The organism is Halococcus morrhuae DSM 1307, assembly GCF_000336695.1.
GTDB classification, from domain to species: Archaea; Halobacteriota; Halobacteria; order Halobacteriales; family Halococcaceae; genus Halococcus; species Halococcus morrhuae.
The window spans coordinates 52,369-72,482 of the sequence record NZ_AOMC01000135.1 but is presented as its reverse complement, the minus strand read 5'-3'; the positions used below and the strand labels follow the sequence as shown (position 1 = coordinate 72,482).

23 protein-coding genes and 1 riboswitch are annotated in these 20,114 nt (G+C 65.4%); of the genes, 17 read left to right on the top strand and 6 right to left on the bottom strand.

The window, feature by feature from the left end:
• Positions 1-10 precede the first annotated feature (10 nt).
• Together C448_RS11495 and C448_RS11490 are read right to left on the bottom strand one after the other, a co-directional pair.
• On the bottom strand, positions 11-1,288 hold the full coding sequence (locus C448_RS11495; RefSeq protein ID WP_004054977.1) for an amidohydrolase: 1,278 nt from the start codon (positions 1,286-1,288) through the stop codon (positions 11-13).
• 38 nt (positions 1,289-1,326) lie between these two features.
• Entirely contained in the window at positions 1,327-1,641 is a 315-nt protein-coding gene (locus C448_RS11490; RefSeq protein ID WP_004054976.1) for an uS10/mL48 family ribosomal protein, read from the bottom strand.
• Between the two features lie 98 nt (positions 1,642-1,739).
• On the opposite strand from C448_RS11490, the gene C448_RS11485 reads away from it, so the two are divergent.
• Together C448_RS11485 and C448_RS11480 are read left to right on the top strand one after the other, a co-directional pair.
• Entirely contained in the window at positions 1,740-2,165 is a 426-nt protein-coding gene (locus tag C448_RS11485; protein WP_004054975.1) for a bis(5'-nucleosyl)-tetraphosphatase, read from the top strand.
• A 21-nt stretch (positions 2,166-2,186) separates the two neighbouring features.
• Entirely contained in the window at positions 2,187-3,233 is a 1,047-nt protein-coding gene (locus tag C448_RS11480) for a DUF5787 family protein (RefSeq protein ID WP_004054974.1), read from the top strand.
• A gap of 30 nt (positions 3,234-3,263) precedes the next feature.
• Here C448_RS11480 and C448_RS16005 read toward each other — a convergent pair whose 3' ends face one another.
• Complete coding sequence (locus C448_RS16005) at positions 3,264-4,004, bottom strand: hypothetical protein (protein WP_152415572.1); 741 nt, start codon at positions 4,002-4,004, stop codon at positions 3,264-3,266.
• 61 nt (positions 4,005-4,065) lie between these two features.
• Complete coding sequence (locus tag C448_RS11475) at positions 4,066-4,551, bottom strand: DUF5797 family protein (protein ID WP_004054973.1); 486 nt, start codon at positions 4,549-4,551, stop codon at positions 4,066-4,068.
• Between the two features lie 192 nt (positions 4,552-4,743).
• Between C448_RS11475 and C448_RS11470 the strand changes: the two genes are divergently transcribed.
• The 12 genes from C448_RS11470 (at position 4,744) to C448_RS11415 (ending at position 18,067) form a co-directional block, all read left to right on the top strand.
• Entirely contained in the window at positions 4,744-5,736 is a 993-nt protein-coding gene (locus C448_RS11470; protein WP_004054972.1) for an AAA family ATPase, read from the top strand.
• A complete protein-coding gene (locus C448_RS11465; RefSeq protein WP_004054971.1) occupies positions 5,733-6,707 on the top strand; it encodes a DUF58 domain-containing protein in 975 nt (324 codons plus the stop codon). Before C448_RS11470 ends, C448_RS11465 begins: the two co-directional genes overlap by 4 nt.
• On the top strand, positions 6,704-8,965 hold the full coding sequence (locus tag C448_RS11460; RefSeq protein WP_004054970.1) for a transglutaminase TgpA family protein: 2,262 nt from the start codon (positions 6,704-6,706) through the stop codon (positions 8,963-8,965). Before C448_RS11465 ends, C448_RS11460 begins: the two co-directional genes overlap by 4 nt.
• 27 nt (positions 8,966-8,992) lie before the next feature.
• Positions 8,993-9,286, top strand: a complete 294-nt coding sequence (gene yciH, locus C448_RS11455) for a stress response translation initiation inhibitor YciH (protein ID WP_004054969.1) — start codon at positions 8,993-8,995, stop codon at positions 9,284-9,286.
• 311 nt (positions 9,287-9,597) lie between these two features.
• The gene (locus C448_RS11450) at positions 9,598-11,310 is read left to right on the top strand and encodes a glutamate--tRNA ligase (protein WP_004054968.1); all 1,713 of its coding nucleotides are present in this window, start codon (positions 9,598-9,600) and stop codon (positions 11,308-11,310) included.
• An 80-nt stretch (positions 11,311-11,390) separates the two neighbouring features.
• A complete protein-coding gene (locus tag C448_RS11445; RefSeq protein WP_004054967.1) occupies positions 11,391-11,816 on the top strand; it encodes a dCTP deaminase/dUTPase family protein in 426 nt (141 codons plus the stop codon).
• A gap of 55 nt (positions 11,817-11,871) precedes the next feature.
• The gene (locus C448_RS11440; RefSeq protein ID WP_004054966.1) at positions 11,872-12,201 is read left to right on the top strand and encodes a 4Fe-4S dicluster domain-containing protein; all 330 of its coding nucleotides are present in this window, start codon (positions 11,872-11,874) and stop codon (positions 12,199-12,201) included.
• A 91-nt stretch (positions 12,202-12,292) separates the two neighbouring features.
• Positions 12,293-13,150, top strand: a complete 858-nt coding sequence (locus tag C448_RS11435) for an electron transfer flavoprotein subunit beta/FixA family protein (RefSeq protein WP_004054965.1) — start codon at positions 12,293-12,295, stop codon at positions 13,148-13,150.
• Positions 13,147-15,090, top strand: a complete 1,944-nt coding sequence (locus C448_RS11430; protein ID WP_004054964.1) for an electron transfer flavoprotein subunit alpha/FixB family protein — start codon at positions 13,147-13,149, stop codon at positions 15,088-15,090. The genes C448_RS11435 and C448_RS11430 overlap by 4 nt, the downstream gene beginning before the upstream one ends.
• The gene (locus tag C448_RS11425) at positions 15,083-16,816 is read left to right on the top strand and encodes an FAD-dependent monooxygenase (protein ID WP_004054963.1); all 1,734 of its coding nucleotides are present in this window, start codon (positions 15,083-15,085) and stop codon (positions 16,814-16,816) included. Before C448_RS11430 ends, C448_RS11425 begins: the two co-directional genes overlap by 8 nt.
• Complete coding sequence (locus C448_RS11420; protein ID WP_004054962.1) at positions 16,816-17,199, top strand: hypothetical protein; 384 nt, start codon at positions 16,816-16,818, stop codon at positions 17,197-17,199. Before C448_RS11425 ends, C448_RS11420 begins: the two co-directional genes overlap by 1 nt.
• A 124-nt stretch (positions 17,200-17,323) precedes the next feature.
• On the top strand, positions 17,324-18,067 hold the full coding sequence (locus C448_RS11415; protein WP_004054961.1) for a GNAT family N-acetyltransferase: 744 nt from the start codon (positions 17,324-17,326) through the stop codon (positions 18,065-18,067).
• Here C448_RS11415 and C448_RS16350 read toward each other — a convergent pair whose 3' ends face one another.
• Together C448_RS16350 and C448_RS11410 are read right to left on the bottom strand one after the other, a co-directional pair.
• Positions 18,068-18,232: a hypothetical protein gene (locus tag C448_RS16350; RefSeq protein ID WP_004054960.1), complete on the bottom strand. Its 165-nt coding sequence runs from the start codon at positions 18,230-18,232 to the stop codon at positions 18,068-18,070.
• A gap of 37 nt (positions 18,233-18,269) precedes the next feature.
• Positions 18,270-18,752, bottom strand: a complete 483-nt coding sequence (locus C448_RS11410; protein ID WP_004054959.1) for a DUF456 domain-containing protein — start codon at positions 18,750-18,752, stop codon at positions 18,270-18,272.
• Between the two features lie 45 nt (positions 18,753-18,797).
• A riboswitch (Fluoride riboswitch) is annotated at positions 18,798-18,865 on the top strand.
• Positions 18,866-18,870: 5 nt separating this feature from the next.
• On the opposite strand from C448_RS11410, the gene crcB (C448_RS11405) reads away from it, so the two are divergent.
• The 3 genes from crcB (C448_RS11405) to C448_RS11395 all read left to right on the top strand — a co-directional run bounded on the left by crcB (C448_RS11405) (position 18,871) and on the right by C448_RS11395 (position 20,106).
• Complete coding sequence (gene crcB / locus C448_RS11405; RefSeq protein WP_004054958.1) at positions 18,871-19,260, top strand: fluoride efflux transporter CrcB; 390 nt, start codon at positions 18,871-18,873, stop codon at positions 19,258-19,260.
• Positions 19,257-19,616: a fluoride efflux transporter CrcB gene (gene crcB / locus C448_RS11400; RefSeq protein WP_004054957.1), complete on the top strand. Its 360-nt coding sequence runs from the start codon at positions 19,257-19,259 to the stop codon at positions 19,614-19,616. The genes crcB (C448_RS11405) and crcB (C448_RS11400) overlap by 4 nt, the downstream gene beginning before the upstream one ends.
• Positions 19,617-19,719: 103 nt before the next feature.
• On the top strand, positions 19,720-20,106 hold the full coding sequence (locus C448_RS11395; RefSeq protein ID WP_004054956.1) for a MaoC family dehydratase: 387 nt from the start codon (positions 19,720-19,722) through the stop codon (positions 20,104-20,106).
• Positions 20,107-20,114 lie beyond the last annotated feature (8 nt).

The following is a 20,114-nucleotide window of genomic DNA, read 5'->3' as shown; positions in this document are numbered from 1 at the left end:
AATCGCGGAGCTACGGTCGTCGCTCGGCGATCTCGTGGATCGAATCAGTAAGTGTGTTGACACCGATAGCGATCGATTTCTCGTCGACGTCGAAGGTCGCGGTGTGATGGCCACCTGGATGATCGGTGCCGACGCAGACGTAGGCCGCCAGCCCGCCGTTCTCTTGGACTTCGCGCATGAGATAGGTCGCGTCCTCGCTGCCACCGAGCGCGTCGCGTTCGGTCGCCGTCTCGACGCTCGCCATTCCCGTAGTGATCTCGTGAATGATATCGACGAGCGCGCCGTCGCTTTCGGCGCTCGGTGCGCCACCCACGGTCGAGAGCGAGAGCGAACAGCCGTGCATCGCGGCGGCGTTGTCGAGGATTCGTTCGGCGTGCTCGCGGGTGTACTCCATCAGCTCCGTGCTCTGGCCCCTGACTTCGCCCTCGATGAACGCCTCTTCGGGGACGATGTTCGTCGCGCTGCCGCCGCCGACCATCCCTGCGTTCACTCTCGTGGGGCCGTCGCCGTGGCGCGGGATCGCGTAGAGATTTTGAACCGCGGTCGCCATCGCCTGGACCGCGTTGTCGCCCGCATTCGGCTCGTTGCCGGCGTGAGCGGGTGCACCCGAGAAATCGGCACGAAAGTGATGGACCGCGAGAAAATCGTCGATGCCCGCAACGACCTCGCCCGTCGGGTGGTCGAGGCCGACGTGCACAGCTAAAAGGTAGTCCACGTCGTCGAGATGGCCGCTGTCGGCCATCGGCTTCCCGCCGGCGACCATCTCCTCGCCGGGCTGGAACAGCAGCTTGAACGTGCCCTGGAAGTCACTTTCGGCAATTGTTTCGAGCACCCCGATGCCGATGGTTGCGTGCGCGTCGTGCCCACAGGCGTGCATCGCGCCCGTCTCGGAGCGAAACCCTTCCCTGACCGGTGTGTGTTCCTCGCTTTCCGATTCCTCGCGCGGCAAGCCGTCGATGTCGACCCGGAGTGCGACGGTGGGACCCTCGCCACGTTCGAGCACCGCCACCGCGCCGGTGTAGCCACCCTTCAGTTGGTCGAGCAGGTCCTCACGTGCGCCGGCCTCGCGGGCGCGATCGTACCATTGCTGGAGTTCGGCGTCGTCGGGTACGGCCGTGCGATCGCCGTCGGCGAGGGCGTCCGGGCCGACGTGGAGTTCGTCGACGCCGATGCGCTCGCATTCCTCGACGATGCGGCTCGTGGTGTAGAACTCCCGCCATGCGGGTTCCGGGTGGCGGTGGAGGTCGCGGCGCAGTTCGACGAGATCGGCGTGGCGGGCGTCCTGCATACGCCGGCTGCGTGGCCCCGAATCTTAAATCTGGATGCTCAGCGGACCTGTTCGACGTCGATCTCGACGTGGACGCCGGCGGGGAACCCACCATCGGCGACGCTGCGGGCGAACTCGTCGTGGCCGACGATCTCGATCGTACGCGAGTAGATCGTGTAGGTCCAGTCGGTGAACCGCCCGCCGGATGTCGAGAGTCGTTTCGACTGCGGGGCGCGTTGCTGGCGGGGTTGACTCGCGTGCGGGCCGCCGAACTCGACGCCCTTGCGGGCGGCGCTCTCTTTGATCTCCGTAACCGTGCGATCGAGCGCGCCCCGGTCGCCGCTCGTGAGGGCGAGCTTCGTGACGAAAGGCATACTCGGTAGTGAGTCCCCGACCGCTCAAAACGGCCCCGGTTGGCCGCGTCGCCCGGTGAAACAACAACCAATTAAACGCTGCCCGAATAGTCACTTCAATGGCAGTCGAAGCGACGAGCGCGGGGGCTATCCTCTTTCGCGACACGAGAGGCCGCCGCGAGTATCTCTTGCTCAAGAGCCGCCCCGGGGACTGGGAGTTCCCCAAAGGCGGCGTCGAGGGCGAGGAAGAACTCCAGCAGACGGCGATTCGAGAGGTAACGGAGGAATCGGGGATCAGCGATTTCAGGCTCCTCGACGGGTTCCGCCGCGAGTACGACTACGTGTTTCAGGCCGGCGGCGAAACCATCCACAAGACGGTGCACCTGTTCATCGCCGAGTCCGCCGAGGCCAGCGCCGAGCTCTCCCACGAACATCGCGACCACCAGTGGCGCGATTACGAGCAGGCGCTCAACACGATCACCCAGGACGGCCCGCGCGACATCTTCCGGGAGGCCCACGACTACATCGACGATGTGGACTACTGACGGGCCGGCGGCCGACGGGATGTGAGCCCCGACAGCGAGTTCGTCTTCGAACTCGGGGTGTGTGGCTGGGCCGAGCGCAACTGGCCACCCGACGGCGAGCTTGATCCCGACACGGTGGCGATCGTCGCGCGCCAGCTCGGCACCAAACACCGGCGCTGGGACACGGTGATAATCGAAGCCGACAGGGATGCACTCGCCCGGCGCGCTCACTTCGGCACCCGTGCGCTCGATAGCGACCTGCTCCGTGTCGTCAGAAACGCCCCCGAATCGTGGACGTGGTATCGGGACGCGCTTCCCGAGCCCGATTTTCCCTGGCGATACGTCCGTGAAGCGATCCATCGAGCCGCTGGCCGCGGCATCATCGAAACTCGCCGGCAGAACAATCGCATCGAACTCCGGCGGAAGTGGGCTTATCCGAACTGGGTCGAGCGGATCGTTGCCATCGAGAACAAACCCGATCTCGACGCGAGCGCCGCGCGCGCCCTCGCCGGACAGATCGAACGCGACGTGGCGCTCGCGCTCTGTGACGAGGTCTGGGTCGCCACCGCCAGCACCGAGCACTCGATCGAACCCGTTCTCCTGGAAGATTTCCCCGTCGAAGCGGGCGTCCTGGTTGTCGACACGGACGACGAAGACACCACAAGCGTCGCCTGGCATCCCCGATCGCTCGCCGCCGGCGAAGCGGGCACGCGGATCACCGACCGGGCCAGCGGCGACGAGAGCGCGGCGACCGTCGAATTCGCTGATTCGGACTGGAAGGCCGAGAAACGACTCGCCATCGCCGAGCGAGCCTACGAGCGCGGCTGGCGGTCGTACGCCGACACGATGCGCCCCGACTGTCGGCATTTCGAACTGCGCGAGTCCGGCCGGACTGCCCTGCCGTGGTGTGCGGCGAAAGGAAAACACCAGAGCGCCGCCGAGTGTGCGGGCTCCTGTCCGAAATTCGAGCCCGAACCACCCACGTGGCGCTCGCGCGGTTGGCCGATAGAAGGTGGGCCAGGGAAGGCGATTCGGCGGTTGTTGGATGACCGGCGGGAACGCCAACGGCTGCGTAGCAAGATGAACTAACTCATTTGTTGGAGGATTCTTCAGCCCCATTCATTCGTCACAAGGACGAATGTCGCTATCGGTGCCGTATTCTACTGGCGTGTCTGTAGCTAGCATTGATTCCCTAATCAGCGCACTCGCCCATCTTCGCTCCAGAGAGAATGTGAATGGTGTGAATAGAAATAAACTAGGTATAGCAAAAATAACTGAGATAAATAGTGAATAGTCGGGTGCAGTCCCATTCATTGCTCCAATCGTAGCAAATATAAGCGCACCAATAGATGAAAACACCATATTGGCACAAAATTCCATCGTCATCTTATCTCGATACGCTCGACTACTGAGGTCCGATTCTATATCACTAAGTAACATCAAATATAACTCTCTGAGATTGTCTGGATCATTGTTTAAACCATAACCATTCAAAATAGAATAAAAAGAATATTTGTTGTTTGTTATTATTCTCACTCCTTCGTTTGGGACAAGAGGTAGATACCGACGGATTGTGTCACCCTTGCCTAGGAAATCATTGTTGTCAGACAGTTCGTAACAAATATACCTTATATCTCGGGGAATCAATCGAAATTGTTCTCTGCTCAATTGAATAGCAATCCCAATAATAATCGAAATAGTTGAGAATATTATTAATATAATGGTTGGGTCTATAGCAATAGAAATATCTAATACATCACCTGAATTAAAAGTTGCAAAGATGAATAGAAATGCGCCTGGGATAACCTTAGTTAAAAGGTCGTAAAGTCCAAACCCAGTTGGTGTTTGGTCACTTTTCATACCTGTTCATCTTATAGCACGCAAATATCTGTTTTGGTCGCAAGTCCACTCTCGCTTATAATCACTCGTCAAGCGATTCAACGACCACGTCTTCGCGCTCGACGGCCAGCCGGAAGGTCGGCACTGTCTTCTGGACGACGTCGACGACGCCGCGGCGGGCCAGCCCGCGCAGCGCCGAGCGCACGTCCTCGGGCGCGGGGTCGATGTCGTGGGCGTCGCGGAGGCTGTGCAGGACCGAGACGACGCTCTCGGCGCGGTCGTCCTCGTCGGCGACGACGGCGAACACCTGTGCCTGGAGTGCGGGTACTGTCACCGTTCGTGGGCCGTCGTTTTCGGTCTCGGCCCCCACGAGATCGGCGGCGTCGGCGGTCGCACGGATCAGGCTGTCTTCGTCGCGGTAGTAGTACGCTTTGAGCTCACCTTCGAGATACTGGTGGACTTCGCTGCCGCTGTCCATCCCCCAGTGCTCCTCGAGTTCGCCGTTCTTCGTCGGCTGGAGGGCCACCACGTCGGCGAGACGCTCCTGTGCCTCCTCGGAGAGGGCCATCGGCCGGCGGTATGGAAAGCGGCTATAACTTCTTTCTGGAATCCCGTCGCTGGCTTCGATCCATCGCCGGTCTGGTGTGCGTGACAATTCCTGTGAATCAGCAACGTTACATGCGCCCGGTCCCAGAGACGGCTATATGCGTCGGTACGAGTGTTTCAGCCCCCGTCCGAGCGCCCCAACGTCGCCGCAGCCATGACGGATGCGGACGCCGACACCGATGGCGGGCGGCCCGCGACCGCCGCGACCGACCGCCAACCCCGTCTCTCGATCGCCGAAACCGGCGAGCTCGCCACTTCCGTCATCGAGAACACCGAGGAGGTGATCGTCGGCAGCCACGACGCCATCGAGCATATCGTGACGGCGATGCTCGCGCGCGGCCACGTCCTGCTCGAAGACGTGCCCGGTGTAGGCAAGACCATGCTCGCCCGGGCGATCGCGCGCTCGTTCGAGAGTTCGTTCAACCGCGTCCAGTTCACGCCCGATCTGCTCCCCTCCGACGTGACGGGCGTGAACGTCTTCAACCAGAAGACGCGGGAGTTCGAGTTCCGTAGCGGCCCCATCTTCGCCAACGTCGTCCTCGGCGACGAGATCAATCGCGCGCCGCCGAAGACCCAGAGCGCGCTGCTCGAAGCGATGGAAGAACAGCAGGTCACCGTCGACGGCGCGACGCACGCGCTCGCCGATCCCTTCACGGTGATCGCGACGCAGAACGCCGTCGAGCGCAATCGGACGTACGAACTCCCGCTGGCCGAGGTCGATCGGTTCATGAAACGGCTCGAACTCGGCTATCCGACCCCGGACGACGAATCGGCGATGCTGGAGAACGTGGTCGGCACCCATCCGATCGAGACCCTCGAACCGATCGCCAGCCTCGATCAGCTCCGGGCCGCCCGCGAGCGGGTCGCGGCGATCACTGTCGCCGAGCCCGTTCGTGAGTACGTCACCCGACTTGCCAACCACACCCGCGAGCGCGCCCAGCTCGGCGTGAGCCCGCGCGGATCGCTATCGCTGCTGCGTGCCGCACAGGCACGGGCTGCCCTCGACGGGCGCGAGTACGTCGTTCCCGACGACATCCAGCACGAGGCGGTCGTCACCCTCGCCCACCGGGTCCGGCCGGTCGGCGAGAGCGACGAGACGGGCCGTGACGTGATCCGGGCGGCGCTGTCGTCGGTTCGGGTCGAATGAGACCGACGCGCCGGGCGCTCGGGCTGGTCGCGCTGGTTGGACTGGCCGTCTGGCTCGCCATCACGTTCGGCGCGCGCTCGCTGAACGCGCTCGTCGTCCCGGCGCTCGTCGCGCTCGTCGCGGCCGCCGTCCAGCTCTTGCTCGCCGACCGCCCAACCATCCGGCGTCGCCCGCCCGCCGCCGGCTTTCCGGGTGAGACGCGCCGTATCGAACTCGCCATCGAGACCGACGACCCGCTCGCCGCACGGCTCTCCGAGCAGGTCGGCGACGGGCTGGAATCGACGTTCGACGGGGCGACCCTGAGCGTACCGACGACGATCGAGTACGAAATCGAGCTTCGAGAGCGCGGTGACCACCGACTCGGGCCGCTCACACTCACTGTCACCGACGCGTTCGGCCTGCTCTCCCGTACCTTCGAGTATCCGCGGCGCACGCCCGTTCTCGTCTATCCCGAACTTCACGACATCGGTGATATGGGCGTCGTCGGCGGGTTCGCCGAACGCGCCGACAAGCGCGAGCGGTTCGACGGGCTTCGCGAGTACGTCCGCGGCGACAGCCTCCGCGACGTCCACTGGAAATCGAGCGCGAAACGCGACGATCTCGTCGTGATGGAGTTCGACGGGACGCGCGAGCTGACCGCCCTCACGGTCGCCGCCGAGGCGACCGCCGGCCACGCCGACGAGATGGCGAGCGCGGCCGCGAGCGTCGCCGTCTCGCTGCTCGATGCCGGCTTCGCCGTCGCGCTCCAGTATCCGGACGGCGAGGTCGAACGGACCGGTGGCGAGCAACAGCGCGAGCGGGTGCTGGGCGCGCTCGCGAGGGCGGGCACGGGCCGTGTCGAGCACGAGGCCGATCTCCGCGTACTCACCGACGATCGTGGCACGCGGCTCACGGTCGATGGTCGCGAGTTCCCCTTCGAGTCGATCGGCACAGCAGCGAACGCCGTGGCTACCGGGAGGGCGGAGTCGTGAGTGTCGCGACCGAGCGTTCGTGGATCGGCGACGGCGCGCGGCGCGCGCTCGCCCTCGGCGCGACGGCGCTGCTGATGGGCTCCTTTCTCGCCGTTCTCTCGCACGTCACCGACGTCGCCGGCGGTACCGACCGGCTGGTGCTGTTCGTCGCCGGTAGTCTGCTCGCGGCGACGGTGCTGGCGCGCTTCCTGCCGGCGGCGTTCGCACCCATCCTCGCCGCTGGACTGTTCGCTGTCGGACTCTGGGGCTACGTTCAGGCGGTGCCGAACGGCGAGCTGCTTCTCCGGTCGTTCGACGCGGTGCGCGCGGACGTGATCGCGCTGCTGACGGGCCTCTCGATCCTTCGCATTGCGGAGGCGGGCGTCTGGGCGATCGGTTTCGCGCCCGCGCCGACGTTTCTGACGTGGTATCTCGCGTTGCGGCGACACTACGTCGCCAGTGCGATCAGCGGTGGCGTGGCGCTCGGTTTCTTCGTCCTCACCGGTGATGCGGGACCGACCGTCGCCCTCGTCGGCATCGTCGGTGCCGCCGGCGTCGTCGGTTTCGGAGAGCTCGAACGCCACCGGGGGAGCGTCGGCCAGGTCGAAACGCTCGTGGCCGTGCTCGCGGCGATGATCGTGCTTGCGCCGCTCGTGAGCGTCGTTCCCGGCGGTGCTGCCGATCCGATGGTGTCCTCCGGTGGTGGCGGTCTGGAGACGGTCGAAGCCGGCCTGCTCACGGGTGGCGACGAGGTGAACGTCCAGGGCTCGATCTCGCTCTCGCCGAAGGTCCGGTTCACCGTCGAGAGCAGTAGTCAAGAGTATTGGCGCGTAGCGAGCTACGACCGCTACACGGGCCAGGGATGGGTCAGAACCGGCGACGACCGCCCCTACAACGGCTCGCTCGCCGGTCCGCCGGGCGACGCGACACGGCTCACGCAGAACTACACGGCCGAGACGTCGCTCTCGATCATGCCGGCGGCGTGGAAACCGAGCGAGCTCTCGGGCGCGTCGGCCGACAACGCACGTGTGACGTCGCTCGCCGGCATCCAGCCCGACGGGACGCTGGCGAACGGCACGAGCTACACGGTCACGAGTCAGCGACCGAACTGGACGGCCGACGAGCTGCGCTCGGCCGGCGATGACTATCCCGATGGAATCCGGGGCCGATACACACAGCTACCAGAGAGTACGCCCGAGCGCGTCGCCAACCGGACCGACCGCCTCACGAGCAACGCCGACAACCCCTACGACACCGCCCGTACCATCGAGCGCTGGCTTGAAGGGTCGAAGAACTACTCGCTTGACGTGGATCGGCCGGACGGCTCCATCGCCGATTCGTACCTCTTCGAGATGAACGCCGGCTACTGCACCTACTACGCGACGACGATGGCGACGATGCTGCGAACCCAGGACATCCCAGCACGGTTCGTGACGGGCTACACGCCGGGCCAGCGCGTCGCGCGCGACGAGTGGGTCGTCCGCGGGCTCGACAGCCACGCCTGGGTCGAGGTCTACTTCCCCGAGACCGGCTGGGTGCGCTTCGATCCGACGCCGGCCGGGCCGCGCTCGGCCGTCGAAGGTAGCAATCTCGAAAATGCGCGCGCGGGCAACGAGTCGAACGTCGACACCAACCGATCGGAGGACGGTGAATGGACGCCGACGCCCGAAGCGACGCCCGCCGGCGGAAGCGCCGATGCGGAGGATTCGGCTGCCAACGACGCGGCCAACCCGGCCGGCCTCCAGCGCGCCGCCGAACAGGATCAGGCGGACGCAGCCAACGGCTCGGCGACGCCGGCCGGCGGGGGTGCGGCGGGTGGTACGACATTCGTCGCGGACTCGTCGCCACTACCCGAACTCCCTTCGCCGTCGCGCGAGCAGGTGGCGTTCGCGCTCGTCGCGCTCGTCGGTCTCGCGGCGGGTGCACATCGTACCGGGCTGGCCGAGCGGCTCTACCGCGCGCTCTGGCTGCGCTACTGGCCGAGCGGGTCGCCGACGGCGACGGTCGAGGCGGCCTTCGAGCGCCTCGAATACCTGCTTGCCGACGAGCACCGCTCGCGTCGCGACGGCGAGACGCCGCGAGAATATCTCGCAGCGATCGACGCCGACGACCGCGCCCGCCGGGTCGGCGCAATTTTCGAGCGTGCTCACTACGGCGAGGCAGTGAGTGACGCCGACGCCACCGAGGCGCGAGCGTTGGTCAAGGAGCTCCGCGGCGAGCGCACCCCCGTACTCGGTCGGTTTCGGCGTTCGCGCGAGCGAGGTCCCGACAGTATTTAATATGGCCGTCTCATATCTCCCAGTGTAATGTCGGAAGTCTGCTCGACGTGCGGCCTGCCCGAGGAACTCTGCGTCTGCGAAGACGTCGCCAGAGAGTCCCAGCAGATCACCATCCGCATCGACGAGCGTAGATACGGAAAGGAGGTAACGATCGTCGAAGGGTTCGATCCACAGGACGTCGACATGTCGAGTCTGTCCTCGGACCTGAAATCCAAGTTCGCCTGTGGCGGCACCATCGAGGACGACGCCATCGAACTCCAGGGCAATCACACCGGCCGCATCGAGGACTTCCTCCGCGACAAGGGCTACAACGTCGCCTAGGTACCTTTTTACTGCGTCGGGTGCGCTCGCCTGCGGCTCGCGCACCACTCCTTGCAAAAAGCTACGCTAAAAAGGTCCCGCTCGTTCGCGCTGCGCGCTCACTCGCGGTGAACCGCGCTCATTTCATTCGCGCGGACACTACGCTTCCCGCAAACCGCACAGCGCCGCAACCACCGACCGCACCGCAGAAGCCCTCGCTCCCTCACATTCGTTCGGTCGCTCGCCCTTCATCCGCCAGGCACCGCAACCGCACCCGCCACGGGCCACCGAAACCCGACGGGTTTTCATCGCCCGCGTCTGAGCCATCCCCAATGGACGACGATCTTCGCGAGCGCGTCGAGCACGAGGCCGAGCGCCACGCCCTGCTCAACGCGGTCAAACACGGTGAGGAGGCCGACGTCGGCGCGGTGATCGGCCCGCTGATGGGCGAGAACCCCGAGTTTCAGGAGCACGGCGACGAGGTACCGGGTGTCGTCGCTCCCGTCGTCTCGCGGGTGAACGAACTCGACGAGGAGGGCCGACAGAAGCGCCTCGAAGCGCTCGCGCCCGACCTGCTCGCCGATCTCGAAGCCGATGACGAGGGCGACGACCATCCGCTGCCCGACCTGCCGAACGCCGAGGAGGGTGCGGTCCGAATGCGGCTGGCACCCAACCCGAACGGACCCTGGCATCTCGGTAGCGCCCGCATGCCCGCCGTCATCGGCACCTACAAGGATCGCTACGACGGCTGGATGCTCTGCCGGTTCGACGATACCGATCCCGAGACCAAACGTCCTGACCTCGCGGCCTACGACGCCATTCTCGACGCGATCGATTACCTGGGCTTCGAGCCCGACGAAGTGGCCAGGGCCTCCGACCGGATGGAGACCTACTACGAGCACGCGCGCGAACTCATCGATCTCGGCGGCGCGTACACCTGTTCGTGTCCCGCCGCGGAGTTCTCCGAACTGAAGAACTCGGGCGAGGCCTGCCCGCATCGGGAAAAAGCGCCAGAGACGACGCGCGAGGAGTTCGACGCGATGGTCGCTGGCGAGTACGACGCCGGCGAGATGGTCCTCCGGGTGTGCACCAACATCGAGCACAAGAACCCGGCGCTCCGCGACTGGGTCGCCTTTCGGATGATCGACACGCCACACCCCCGCGAGGCAGCCAGTGAGCATCGCTGCTGGCCCCTGCTCGATTTCCAATCCGGCATCGACGACCACCTGTTCGGGGTCACGCACATCATCCGGGGCATCGATCTTCAGGACTCCGCCAAGCGCCAGCGGTTCCTCTACGACTACTTCGGCTGGGAGTATCCCGACGTGACCCACTGGGGCCACGTCCAGATCGACGCCTACGACGTGAAGATGAGCACCTCGACGATCAAGGGACTCGTCGAGGCGGGCGACCTCGACGGCTGGGACGACCCGCGCGCGCCCACGGTCGCGAGCCTCCGCCGGCGTGGCATCCGTGGCGACGCCATCACCGAGGCGATGGTCTCGCTCGGCACCTCGACGAGCAACGTCGATCTGGCGATGAGCGCGATCTACGCCGCCAACCGCGAGCGCATCGACGAGGAGACCGACCGTGCCTTCCTCGTTCGCGACGGCGTCGAGAAGACTGTCGTCGGCGGCCCGGAAACGGGTGAACCGCCGGTCCATCCCAATCACGAGGATCGCGGCGTTCGTGAGATCCCCGTCGAGGGGGCGGTGTTGATCGAACCCGACGACGTCCCAGCTAACGGCGAGCGCGTCTGGCTCAAGGGCTACGGCTGTGTGCGCCACACGCGCGACGCCTTCGAGTTCGTCGGCACCGACATCGACGTCGTTCGCGAGGAGGACGTCCCCGTGGTACACTGGGTGCCGGCCGACGACAACCGCACGGTCCTCTTGCGAACGATGGAGGGCGACGTCGAGGGTCGTGCCGAACCCGGGATCGCCAGTCGAGACCCCGACGAGATGGTCCAGTTCGAGCGCATCGGGTTCGCGCGCATCGACGCCCAGAACGAGGGCGAGACCGTCGCGTACTACGCCCACTCCTGAGTCGTTGGCTTCCCTTTCTCTGAGCCATCGGCTTTCTTTCTGACCCGTACGTTTTCGTCCCCGGACGTGCTATCGCCGCCATGACGGGCGCGGAACTCACCGAGTACGTCGCGGGGATCGTCCACGAGGAGACACAGGTCAATGACGTGGGACTCGATCTGACGCTCGCGGCCGTCCACGAGATCGAGACGCCGGGGCGCGTGGATTTCGGCGGTGGAGAACTCGACGCTGCGAGCACGACACCCCGTGGAACGGAGAAGCGAAACGCCGAGGACGACTACGGCTGGTGGCGGCTCGAAGCGGGCCAGTATCTCGTCGAATTCAACGAACAAGTCGATGCCGACGAACCGCTCGTCCTCCAGACACGGGACGAACTGCGCGAGCGCGGCGCGTTCCATCCAACGCTGTTCGTCCGCGAGATCGAGCGCGTCCCGCTGTCGGTTCCGTCCGGCGGGATCCATCTGAAGGAGAACGCGCGGATCTCGACGCTGCTCGCCCCGCCGTGACCGATCCCGTTCGGTCGAAGAGTTAAATAGTCGGCTGTCGTGAGTGTCGTCTGTTATGGCTATCGACCCTGAATTCGAACAGAACCGCGAGACGGTGGACGAACACGAGGGTCACGACGTCTGGGGGCCGGTCGACGAGCCCGAGGAGTTGGGGATCCACGGTACGCATGTCGCGGTCGACTTCGACATCTGCATCGCCGACGGCGCGTGCTTGGAGGACTGTCCCGTCGACGTCTTCGAGTGGGTCGACTCACCCGATCACCCCGAGAGCGAGATCAAGGCCGACCCGACCCACGAGGCCCAGTGTATCGACTGCATGCTCTGTGTCGACGTCTGTCCCGTGGACGCGATCGACGTCGACGCGGGCCGTGCCGGCCGAACCTGACCCGATAGCGGCAAGATTATACGGAATACCGGGACGGTAATAGTTGTCGGGTGAGTATGTTAGGAATAGTCACACGGGAGACCGACTAGCAATGCACACAGTCACGCTGACGAAGGGCGTTCCCGACTTCCGCGAGGGACAGGTATCGTTCGACGAGGACGGCCATCTCGAACGGGGCAACACCCCGACGGTGATGAACCCCAACGACAAGCACGCGCTCCGGACGGCGCTCCAGACGAAGGTCCGTCATGGGGGGCGGCTGAGCGTGATGAGCATGGGGCCGCCGGGCTACGGCGACGTGCTCGGCGAGGCGATGGAGTCGGTCTATGCCGACGAGCTCTATCTCCTCTCGGATCGCGAGCTTGCGGCCTCCGACACGTGGGCGACGGCGATCACGATCGCCACCGGGTTGCAGAAACTCGACGAGACGCCGGACCTCGTGTTCGCGGGGTTCAAGACCGCCGACGGCGAGACCGGCCACACCGGCCCGCAGGCCTGCTGGTGTCTCGACTGGCCGATCATCACCCACGTGATCGCGCTCGACGTCAACGAAGATGAGGGAACGGTGCGAGCGAAACGCCTCGTCGAAGGCGACATCGAGGAGATCGAGACCGTCAAGGCACCGATGCCGGCGTTCGTCGTCGCCGATCCGGAGTTCGAACCCACCTACAGAACCGCCGGCGATCGACTCACGCTGAAGGACCTCCGTGCGGAGACGAGAGAACGGGCGAAGAACCACGAGGAGCACCTGACGACCTGGGATCACGCGGACCTGAATCTCGATCCCGACTACATCGGGTTGGACGGCTCGCCGACGATCGTTTCATCAGTTGACCCGATCCCGAAAGCGCCCGCTGAGCGCGAGGCGACGATGGTCAACCCGGGCGACGAGGACGGGATGAACGAGGTCTTCGACGCGATGGCGGCCCACGCGGGAGGCGAGCGATGAGCGAGATCGACCCCGGCGAGCACACCGTCGAACAGCTCCAGGACGAACTGGACGAAATCGACAGCCCGCGCGAGCTCGAAGGGCTGCTCGACGCCGAAAAAGACGGCAAACAGCGAAAGACGGCCCAGGAGGCGATCCGCGCACGGATGCGCGCGGTGAGCACCGACGAGGACGAAGCGGTCGATGAGGATACCGAAACCGAGGGCGAGTATCGCGAGTCGGCCGACGAGATCGAGGACGACGAAAGCGAGGCAGGCGACGTGGACAAGTCCGAGAACCTCGCGCTCGATCCGGGCGAGTACGACATCGCCGAGTTCGGTCCGGCGATCAAGGACGTCGAGGACATCGACGAACTCGACGCGATCCTCGATGCGGAACGAGCGGGCGAGGACCGAGAGAACGTCGTGACGCTGATCGAGAGCCGGATCGAGAAAGTGGGTGAGAGCGAGGCAGACGAGGACGGCGAGATCGATCCCACCGAACTCTCGACGGCCGGGCTCGGCAACGCCCTCCAGGGGATCGACGACGTCGAGCGGCTGCAGGCGGTCCTCGACGCCGAACGGGCCGGCGAGGATCGGGATGCGGCGACGAATCTCATCGAAAAGCGCATCGCGTCGGTTCAGGAGGAGGACGAGCCAGACGAGATCGAGGTCATTCCTCCAGAAGAGAAACACCCGGATCTCGACCATCCGACGGCGGACAAACAGTACGTCAAGGCGCTCGACGACGGTGTCTATCGGGACATGTGGGTCTACTGCGAGACGCAGGCGGGCGAGCTCGTCGACGTCTCGAAGGAGATGCTCGGCAAGGCCCGCGAACTGATGGACGGCTACAACGACGCGTACGACGAGGACGAGCGCGTCGTGGCGGTGCTCGTCGGCAGCGATGTGGAAAAACACGCCGAAGACGTCATCGCCTACGGTGCGGACGTGGTCGTGTACCACGAGGACGATCAGCTGGAGCGGTTCCAGCACAAGCCCTACACCGAACTGTTCTGCGATATGGCGCGGGCGGGCGCGACACCCGGCGAGAGCCGCGGGCGCGAGACGGGTGCTGGCTGGCGCGACTACGACGAACCGCGCTATACGGTGTTCCCGGCGACGAACAACGGACGCGATCTCTCGGCGCTCGTCCAGGGCGAACTCGATTCCGGACTGGCTTCCGACTGTTCGGATCTCTACATCGAGGAATCGATGATCTCGAACCCGGCCAAGACCGGGCGACCGGGCGCGAAAAAGGAGTTCGAGCGCGTGCTCCACATGAAGCGCCCGGATTTCTCGGGGTTCGAGTATTCGACCATCCTCTGTCTCGACAACCCGACCCGGGAGTTCCACCCACAGGGCGCGTCGGTGATCCCGGGGAGTTTCGACCTGCCCGAACCCGATCACGACAGGGAGGGAGAGATCGTCGAACACGCCGACGAGCTCGACGAGGAGTGGCTCCGGGTTTCGGTCACCAATCACGACCGACTGGACGAGGGTGTCGATCTCACCGGTCACGACGTGGTGGTGGCGATGGGGCGGGGGATCGGCGACAGCCCAACCGAGGGGATGGAGCTCGGGCTCGATCTCCGCGACGCCTTCGACGACGCCGCGCTCGGCGTCTCCCGGGGCATCGTCACCGGTGCCTACGAGTTTGCGGGCCACGTCACGGAGTACACGGCCGAGGAACGCCAGATTGGCGAGACCGGGCAGGTGGTGGAACCCGATCTCTACATCGCCGCCGGGATCTCGGGGGCCGTCCAGCACAAGGTCGGCATGGACGAATCCGAGACCATCATTGCTGTGAACACCGATCCCGACGCGCGCATCCGCGACTTCTCCGACTACTTCATCGAGGGCGATCTCTTCGATGTACTGCCGACGCTCACGGCGGCGCTCGAATCGGGCGAACTCGAACCACAGGAGCTCGCGGCCGATGGAGGCAACAACGATGACTGACGAACACGAACACTACGAGGCGGTGGTGGTCGGGGCGGGACCGGGCGGCGCGGCGGCGGCCGCGACGCTCGCGCGCAACGGTGTCGAAACGGTCGTTCTCGAACGCGGCGTCGATGCCGGATCGAAAAACGTCACCGGGGGCCTCATCTACGCCGAGGAATCCGCCCCCTACACGATCGACGGGCTCCTGCCGGGATTTCGCGAGCACGCGTCCGAACGGCCCGTCACCGACTACTACATCCACAACATCGCCGGCGAGAGGGTGAAGACGTTCGACATCACCCGGGGTCACGAGCGCGACACCGAATGGGCCGACGCGGTCCTCCGCCGAAAGATGGACTCGTGGATGGCCGAGCGAGTCCACGAACTTACCCGCGAGACCGGTGGCGGGCTGCTGACGGGCGTGAAGGTGAACGGTCTGCTCAGGGAGGATAGCGAGGGGCGCGTTCGCCCCTCGGATGCATCGAGCGGGGAGCAAAGCGACCCGCGAGACGGCGAGATCGTCGGCGTCACCTGCGAGGAGCTCGACCCGATCGAGGCCGACTTCATCGTCGCCGCCGACGGCGTGAACTCCGAACTCGCGCGCGCGGCAGGGCTGATGGACTGGGAGGAGCCCGAGGAGTGGTTCCAGGGTGTGAAGGCCGTCGTCGACATGCCCGGCGATGCGATCAACGAGCGGTTCGGGATCGACGACGACGAGGGCGAGGCCCATCTGTTCTCGGGCGATCTCTACGACGGTGTCCGCGGCGGTGGCTTCCTCTACACCAACGAGAGCTCGCTGTGTATCGGGAACGTCTTCCATCTCGACAGCATCGTCGCGGAGGAAGCCGAGGTCCAGGATCTGCTCGATGCGCTGCTCACCCACCCGCTGCTCGCCCAGTGGCTCGGCGAGGAGTACAACGAACGGGAGTATTCGGCCAAACTCGTCCCCGATTCGAAGAAGGCCGCCAATCCCTCGCCCCACGAGGGACGGCTCGTACTCGTCGGCGATGCGGGCGGCCAGATGCAGGCCCAGGGACCGATCATCAAGGGGATGAACCACGCGGTGACGGCCGGCGCGCTGGCAGCGGAGGCGTTCGTCGAGGCTCGTTCCAGAGGAAAACCCAATACTGCCGGCGAGCGCTACGAGCAGCGCCTCCACGACGAGGGCGTGATGGCGAAGCTCCGACCGATGCGCTACGAGATCGCGAGCGCGGCCGGCGAGAACGATATTACCACTAATCTCGCCGAACGACTGCTCGATTCGCCCCTCGGGCGCGCCGGCGTGCGCGCCGCCGACACGGCCGGGCTGCTCGGGCAGGCCTACGGCTCGCCGTATCTGGCGACGATGATGCCCGACACGAAGACGCCCTACGTGACACTGCCGACGATCATCGCCGAGGAGCTCGGAACGCGTGTCGCGGACGACACCACCATCGAGCCGCCGAGTCTCGGCGAGCGCATCGGCGAGCTGACCTACGACACCGACGTCGGCAACCCACACATCGTTCTGGAAGACGACTCCGTTGAAGCCAGCGGCGCGGCCGTGACGGCCTGTCCGGTGAGTGCCGAGGGGTTCGGCGGTGGCTGCTATCGTGAGGAGACAGTACAATCGAACGGCGACGAGGAGCGCGTCGTGAGCCTCGACACCCAGCCCTGCGTCGAGTGTGGCACCTGTGCCATCGTCGCCGACACCCAGTGGGAACACCCGCGCGGCGGCAAGGGCGTCGAGTTCCGGGAGGGCTGATGGCTCGCCCGGAACCGGAGTATCGCGAGCGGATCGACGAGCTTGCTGCGCGGGCCGCCCGTGATCGTGCGACGTTCGAGCCGCCCGAAAACCCGCCGGACGAGGAGCGCGCAATGGCGTTCCTCCGCGAAGGGCTCGGCCCGCTCGTGGTGCTCTATCTCGATGCGCGGACCGCCGATCAGGGAGTTGCGTTCTCGGGCGACGAACTGGCACAGTTCCATCGGGCGACCAACGATTGGCTCGCGCTGTACGCGCGCTGTTACGGCGTTGCGATGGAGCCGGACGCGACCATCAGAAAGGCCGCCGAGGTGCTCATCCAGACGGACGACATTCAGGCGACGGCGCAGTTGCTCACACAGGTGCCGCCACGGCCGACGGGGTAGTCCGTGCTCGCCAGCGGCCGCCGAGTTCGGCATGCGTCCCTTCGAACGTTTGTGATTCGGCGGTCATGGCACTCGTGCGAAATCTCGGTCAACAGTTAAGTGACGTGATGTGCTAACTACGACCATGCAAGTGTCGGAAACAGTTGATTTCAGCCACGAAGACAGGAAGAGCATCTACAAATATATCGAGGACAGCGACGATCCCGTCGCCGCCGGCGACGTCCGCGAATCGCTCCGCCTCGATCCGAGCGGCTTTCGTCACCACGTCGCCATCCTGAAGCGTGACGGGCTCGTCACCGAGGAGGGGAGCGAGCTCCGGGCGACGTTCGAGGGCAGCGACGAGACCGACGAGGAGCAGTTCGACGCCGAGGGGTTGACGTTCACCATCCGGCCGGCGATCGAGACCGACCGCTCCGGGCTGGTTGGAGTCATCCGACAGGTCGCCGGCGGCAAGACCTACACAGTCGCCGAGAGCGTCGCCGACATCATCGATCACGAGGAGACGGTCGTCCAGAACTCCCCTGTCCACTCGCGGATGTTCTTCGTCGCCACCGTCAACGACGAGGTGGTGGGCTGGATCCATCTCGAAACTCCCGAACTGGAGAAACTCTCGCACACGGCCGAGCTCACTCTCGGCGTCCTGGAGGAGTATCAGGGCCACGGCATCGGCGGCCACCTGCTCGATCGTGGGCTCGACTGGGCCGACGAGAAGGGGTACGAAAAGCTCTACAACTCGATCCCCTCGACCAACGAGGAGGCAGTCGAGTTCTTCGAGGCACACGGCGGAGAGGTCGAGGCCGTCCGCGAGAACCACTACACGTACGACGGCGAGTACATCGACGAGGTGATGCTGGCGCTCGAACCCTGATCACTGCCAGTTCTCGCTTGCGCCCTCCAGCGGTTCGGCGACGACACCGTCCTGCTGGACGAGCGCGCGACCGTGCGCCGTACAGACCTCGCGGTTCGCGGCCCACGGAACGTACAGTCGTACTGCGGCTGGCCGGTCGCAACCTTCCTCGGCACACGCGGCCATACCTGTCGTTCGATACGGGTGCATACAACGGTTGTCCTCAGAGAAGGATGACCGCGACGAGCGCGACGAGCATCGTCACCGTCACGAGCAGCTGGACGACCGTCGAGGCGAGCACCCCGACGGCGGCATAGAGCGCCGCGCGCAGGCTGCGTTCGGGATCGCGGTGGCGGTAGAACTCGACGACGAACACGGTGCCGGCGACGCCGAGGACGATACCGAGCGGCCCGACGACGAAGAAGAGAGCGATGCCGACGATCGCCGCAAGCGTCGTCGTGACCATCGACGCACCGCCGGCGCGCGCCGACACCGCTCCGCCGAAGTAGTCCGCGACGAGCGCGAGCACGCCGACGACGGTCAGCGCGGCGAGCAACAGCGGCCCGGGATCGGTGTAGCCGCTCGTCCACCAGTAGAGATAGACGCCGACGAGCGAACTCAGCGTGCCCGGCACCAGCGGCACGACGCTGCCGACGACGCCGACGACGAGCAGCGCGAGCGAACCGACGACGAACCAGTCGACCATGCGCCACGTGTGATCCCGGCGGTTATATACGGACGGACCGAACCGCGCCCATCGGGCGATGGGGTCCGCCTTTCACAACCGCTGGGCAGCCAGCTGATGACTCCTCCCGGAGACTGCCATGTCGGGACCCCATCCACTCCGCACGCTCGAATCGATCGCCCTGATTGCCATCGGCGGGTTCGCCGGTGCGAACCTCCGCTTTCTCGTCGCACGACTCCTTCCTGGAGCGGGCGGGACGCTCCTCGTCAACGTCGTCGGGAGTTTCGTGCTTGGGTTCGTTCTCTACGAGGCGCGCTATACGGGAATCCTCACCGAGCGGGCACGGCTGGTCCTCGCCACCGGCTTCCTCTCCTCGTTGACGACGTACAGTACCTTCGCGCTCCAGACGACGCTGCTCGCCCGCCCGCTGTGGATGGTCGCGAACGTGCTTGCGACCTACGCGCTCGGGTTCAGTGGCGTGCTCGCGGGGCGGACGCTCGCCCGCCGGGTCGGTGGAGGCGATCGATGACCGCGATCGACCCGGCCCACCTCGTCGGCACGGGCGGCGCGCTCGGTGCGCTTGCCCGAGTGTACGTGAGCCAGCGCTTCGAGGGCGAGTACCCGGTCGGCACGCTCGTGGTCAACGTCCTCGGCAGCCTCGCGCTCGGGCTGGTGACGTTCGCCGGTGCGGGCGAGACCGTCGTTCTCATGGTCGGTACTGGCGCGTGTGGCTCCTTCACGACCTTCTCCTCGTTCTCGTTCGAGACGGTGCGCCTGATCGAGGAGGACGAGATCGGCCGGGCCGCGGCCAACGCGCTCGCGAACCTCGCCGGATCGCTCGCGGCGATCGGGATCGCCTGGCTCGCCGTTCGCGCGGTCGGATGACCGTCACAGGCTCCGTCGCCGTTCCCCGTGTGCAACGGATCGGTCGTCACTACGTCGGTTCGCGACAGGTTTTTCGACCGTGAGGTGGTTCTCCGGGTACGCAATGCACCAGCCAGTCGAGGGCGAGACACGTACCTTCGAGCGCACGTTCACCGTCGAGGACGTTCGGCGGTTCGGGGAGCTCTCCGGCGACGATCAGGCTCGCCACACCGAACCGGACGAGGACGGGCGCGTGATGGTACAGGGACTGCTGACGGCGACGATGCCCACGAAGATGGGCAGCGACAGCGAGGTGCTGGCCAGTACGATGGAGATCGATTTCCGGCGGCCGGTCTACACCGGCGACCCGATAACCTGTCGTTCGACGTACAAAACTGTCGTCGAACGTGACGACCACTACGAGTTCGTCTCGGATGTCGTCTGCGAGAACGGCGACGGCGAGACCGTGTTGACGACCGAGACCGAGGGTATCATCCGAAAGAACGCCTGACTCCCGGT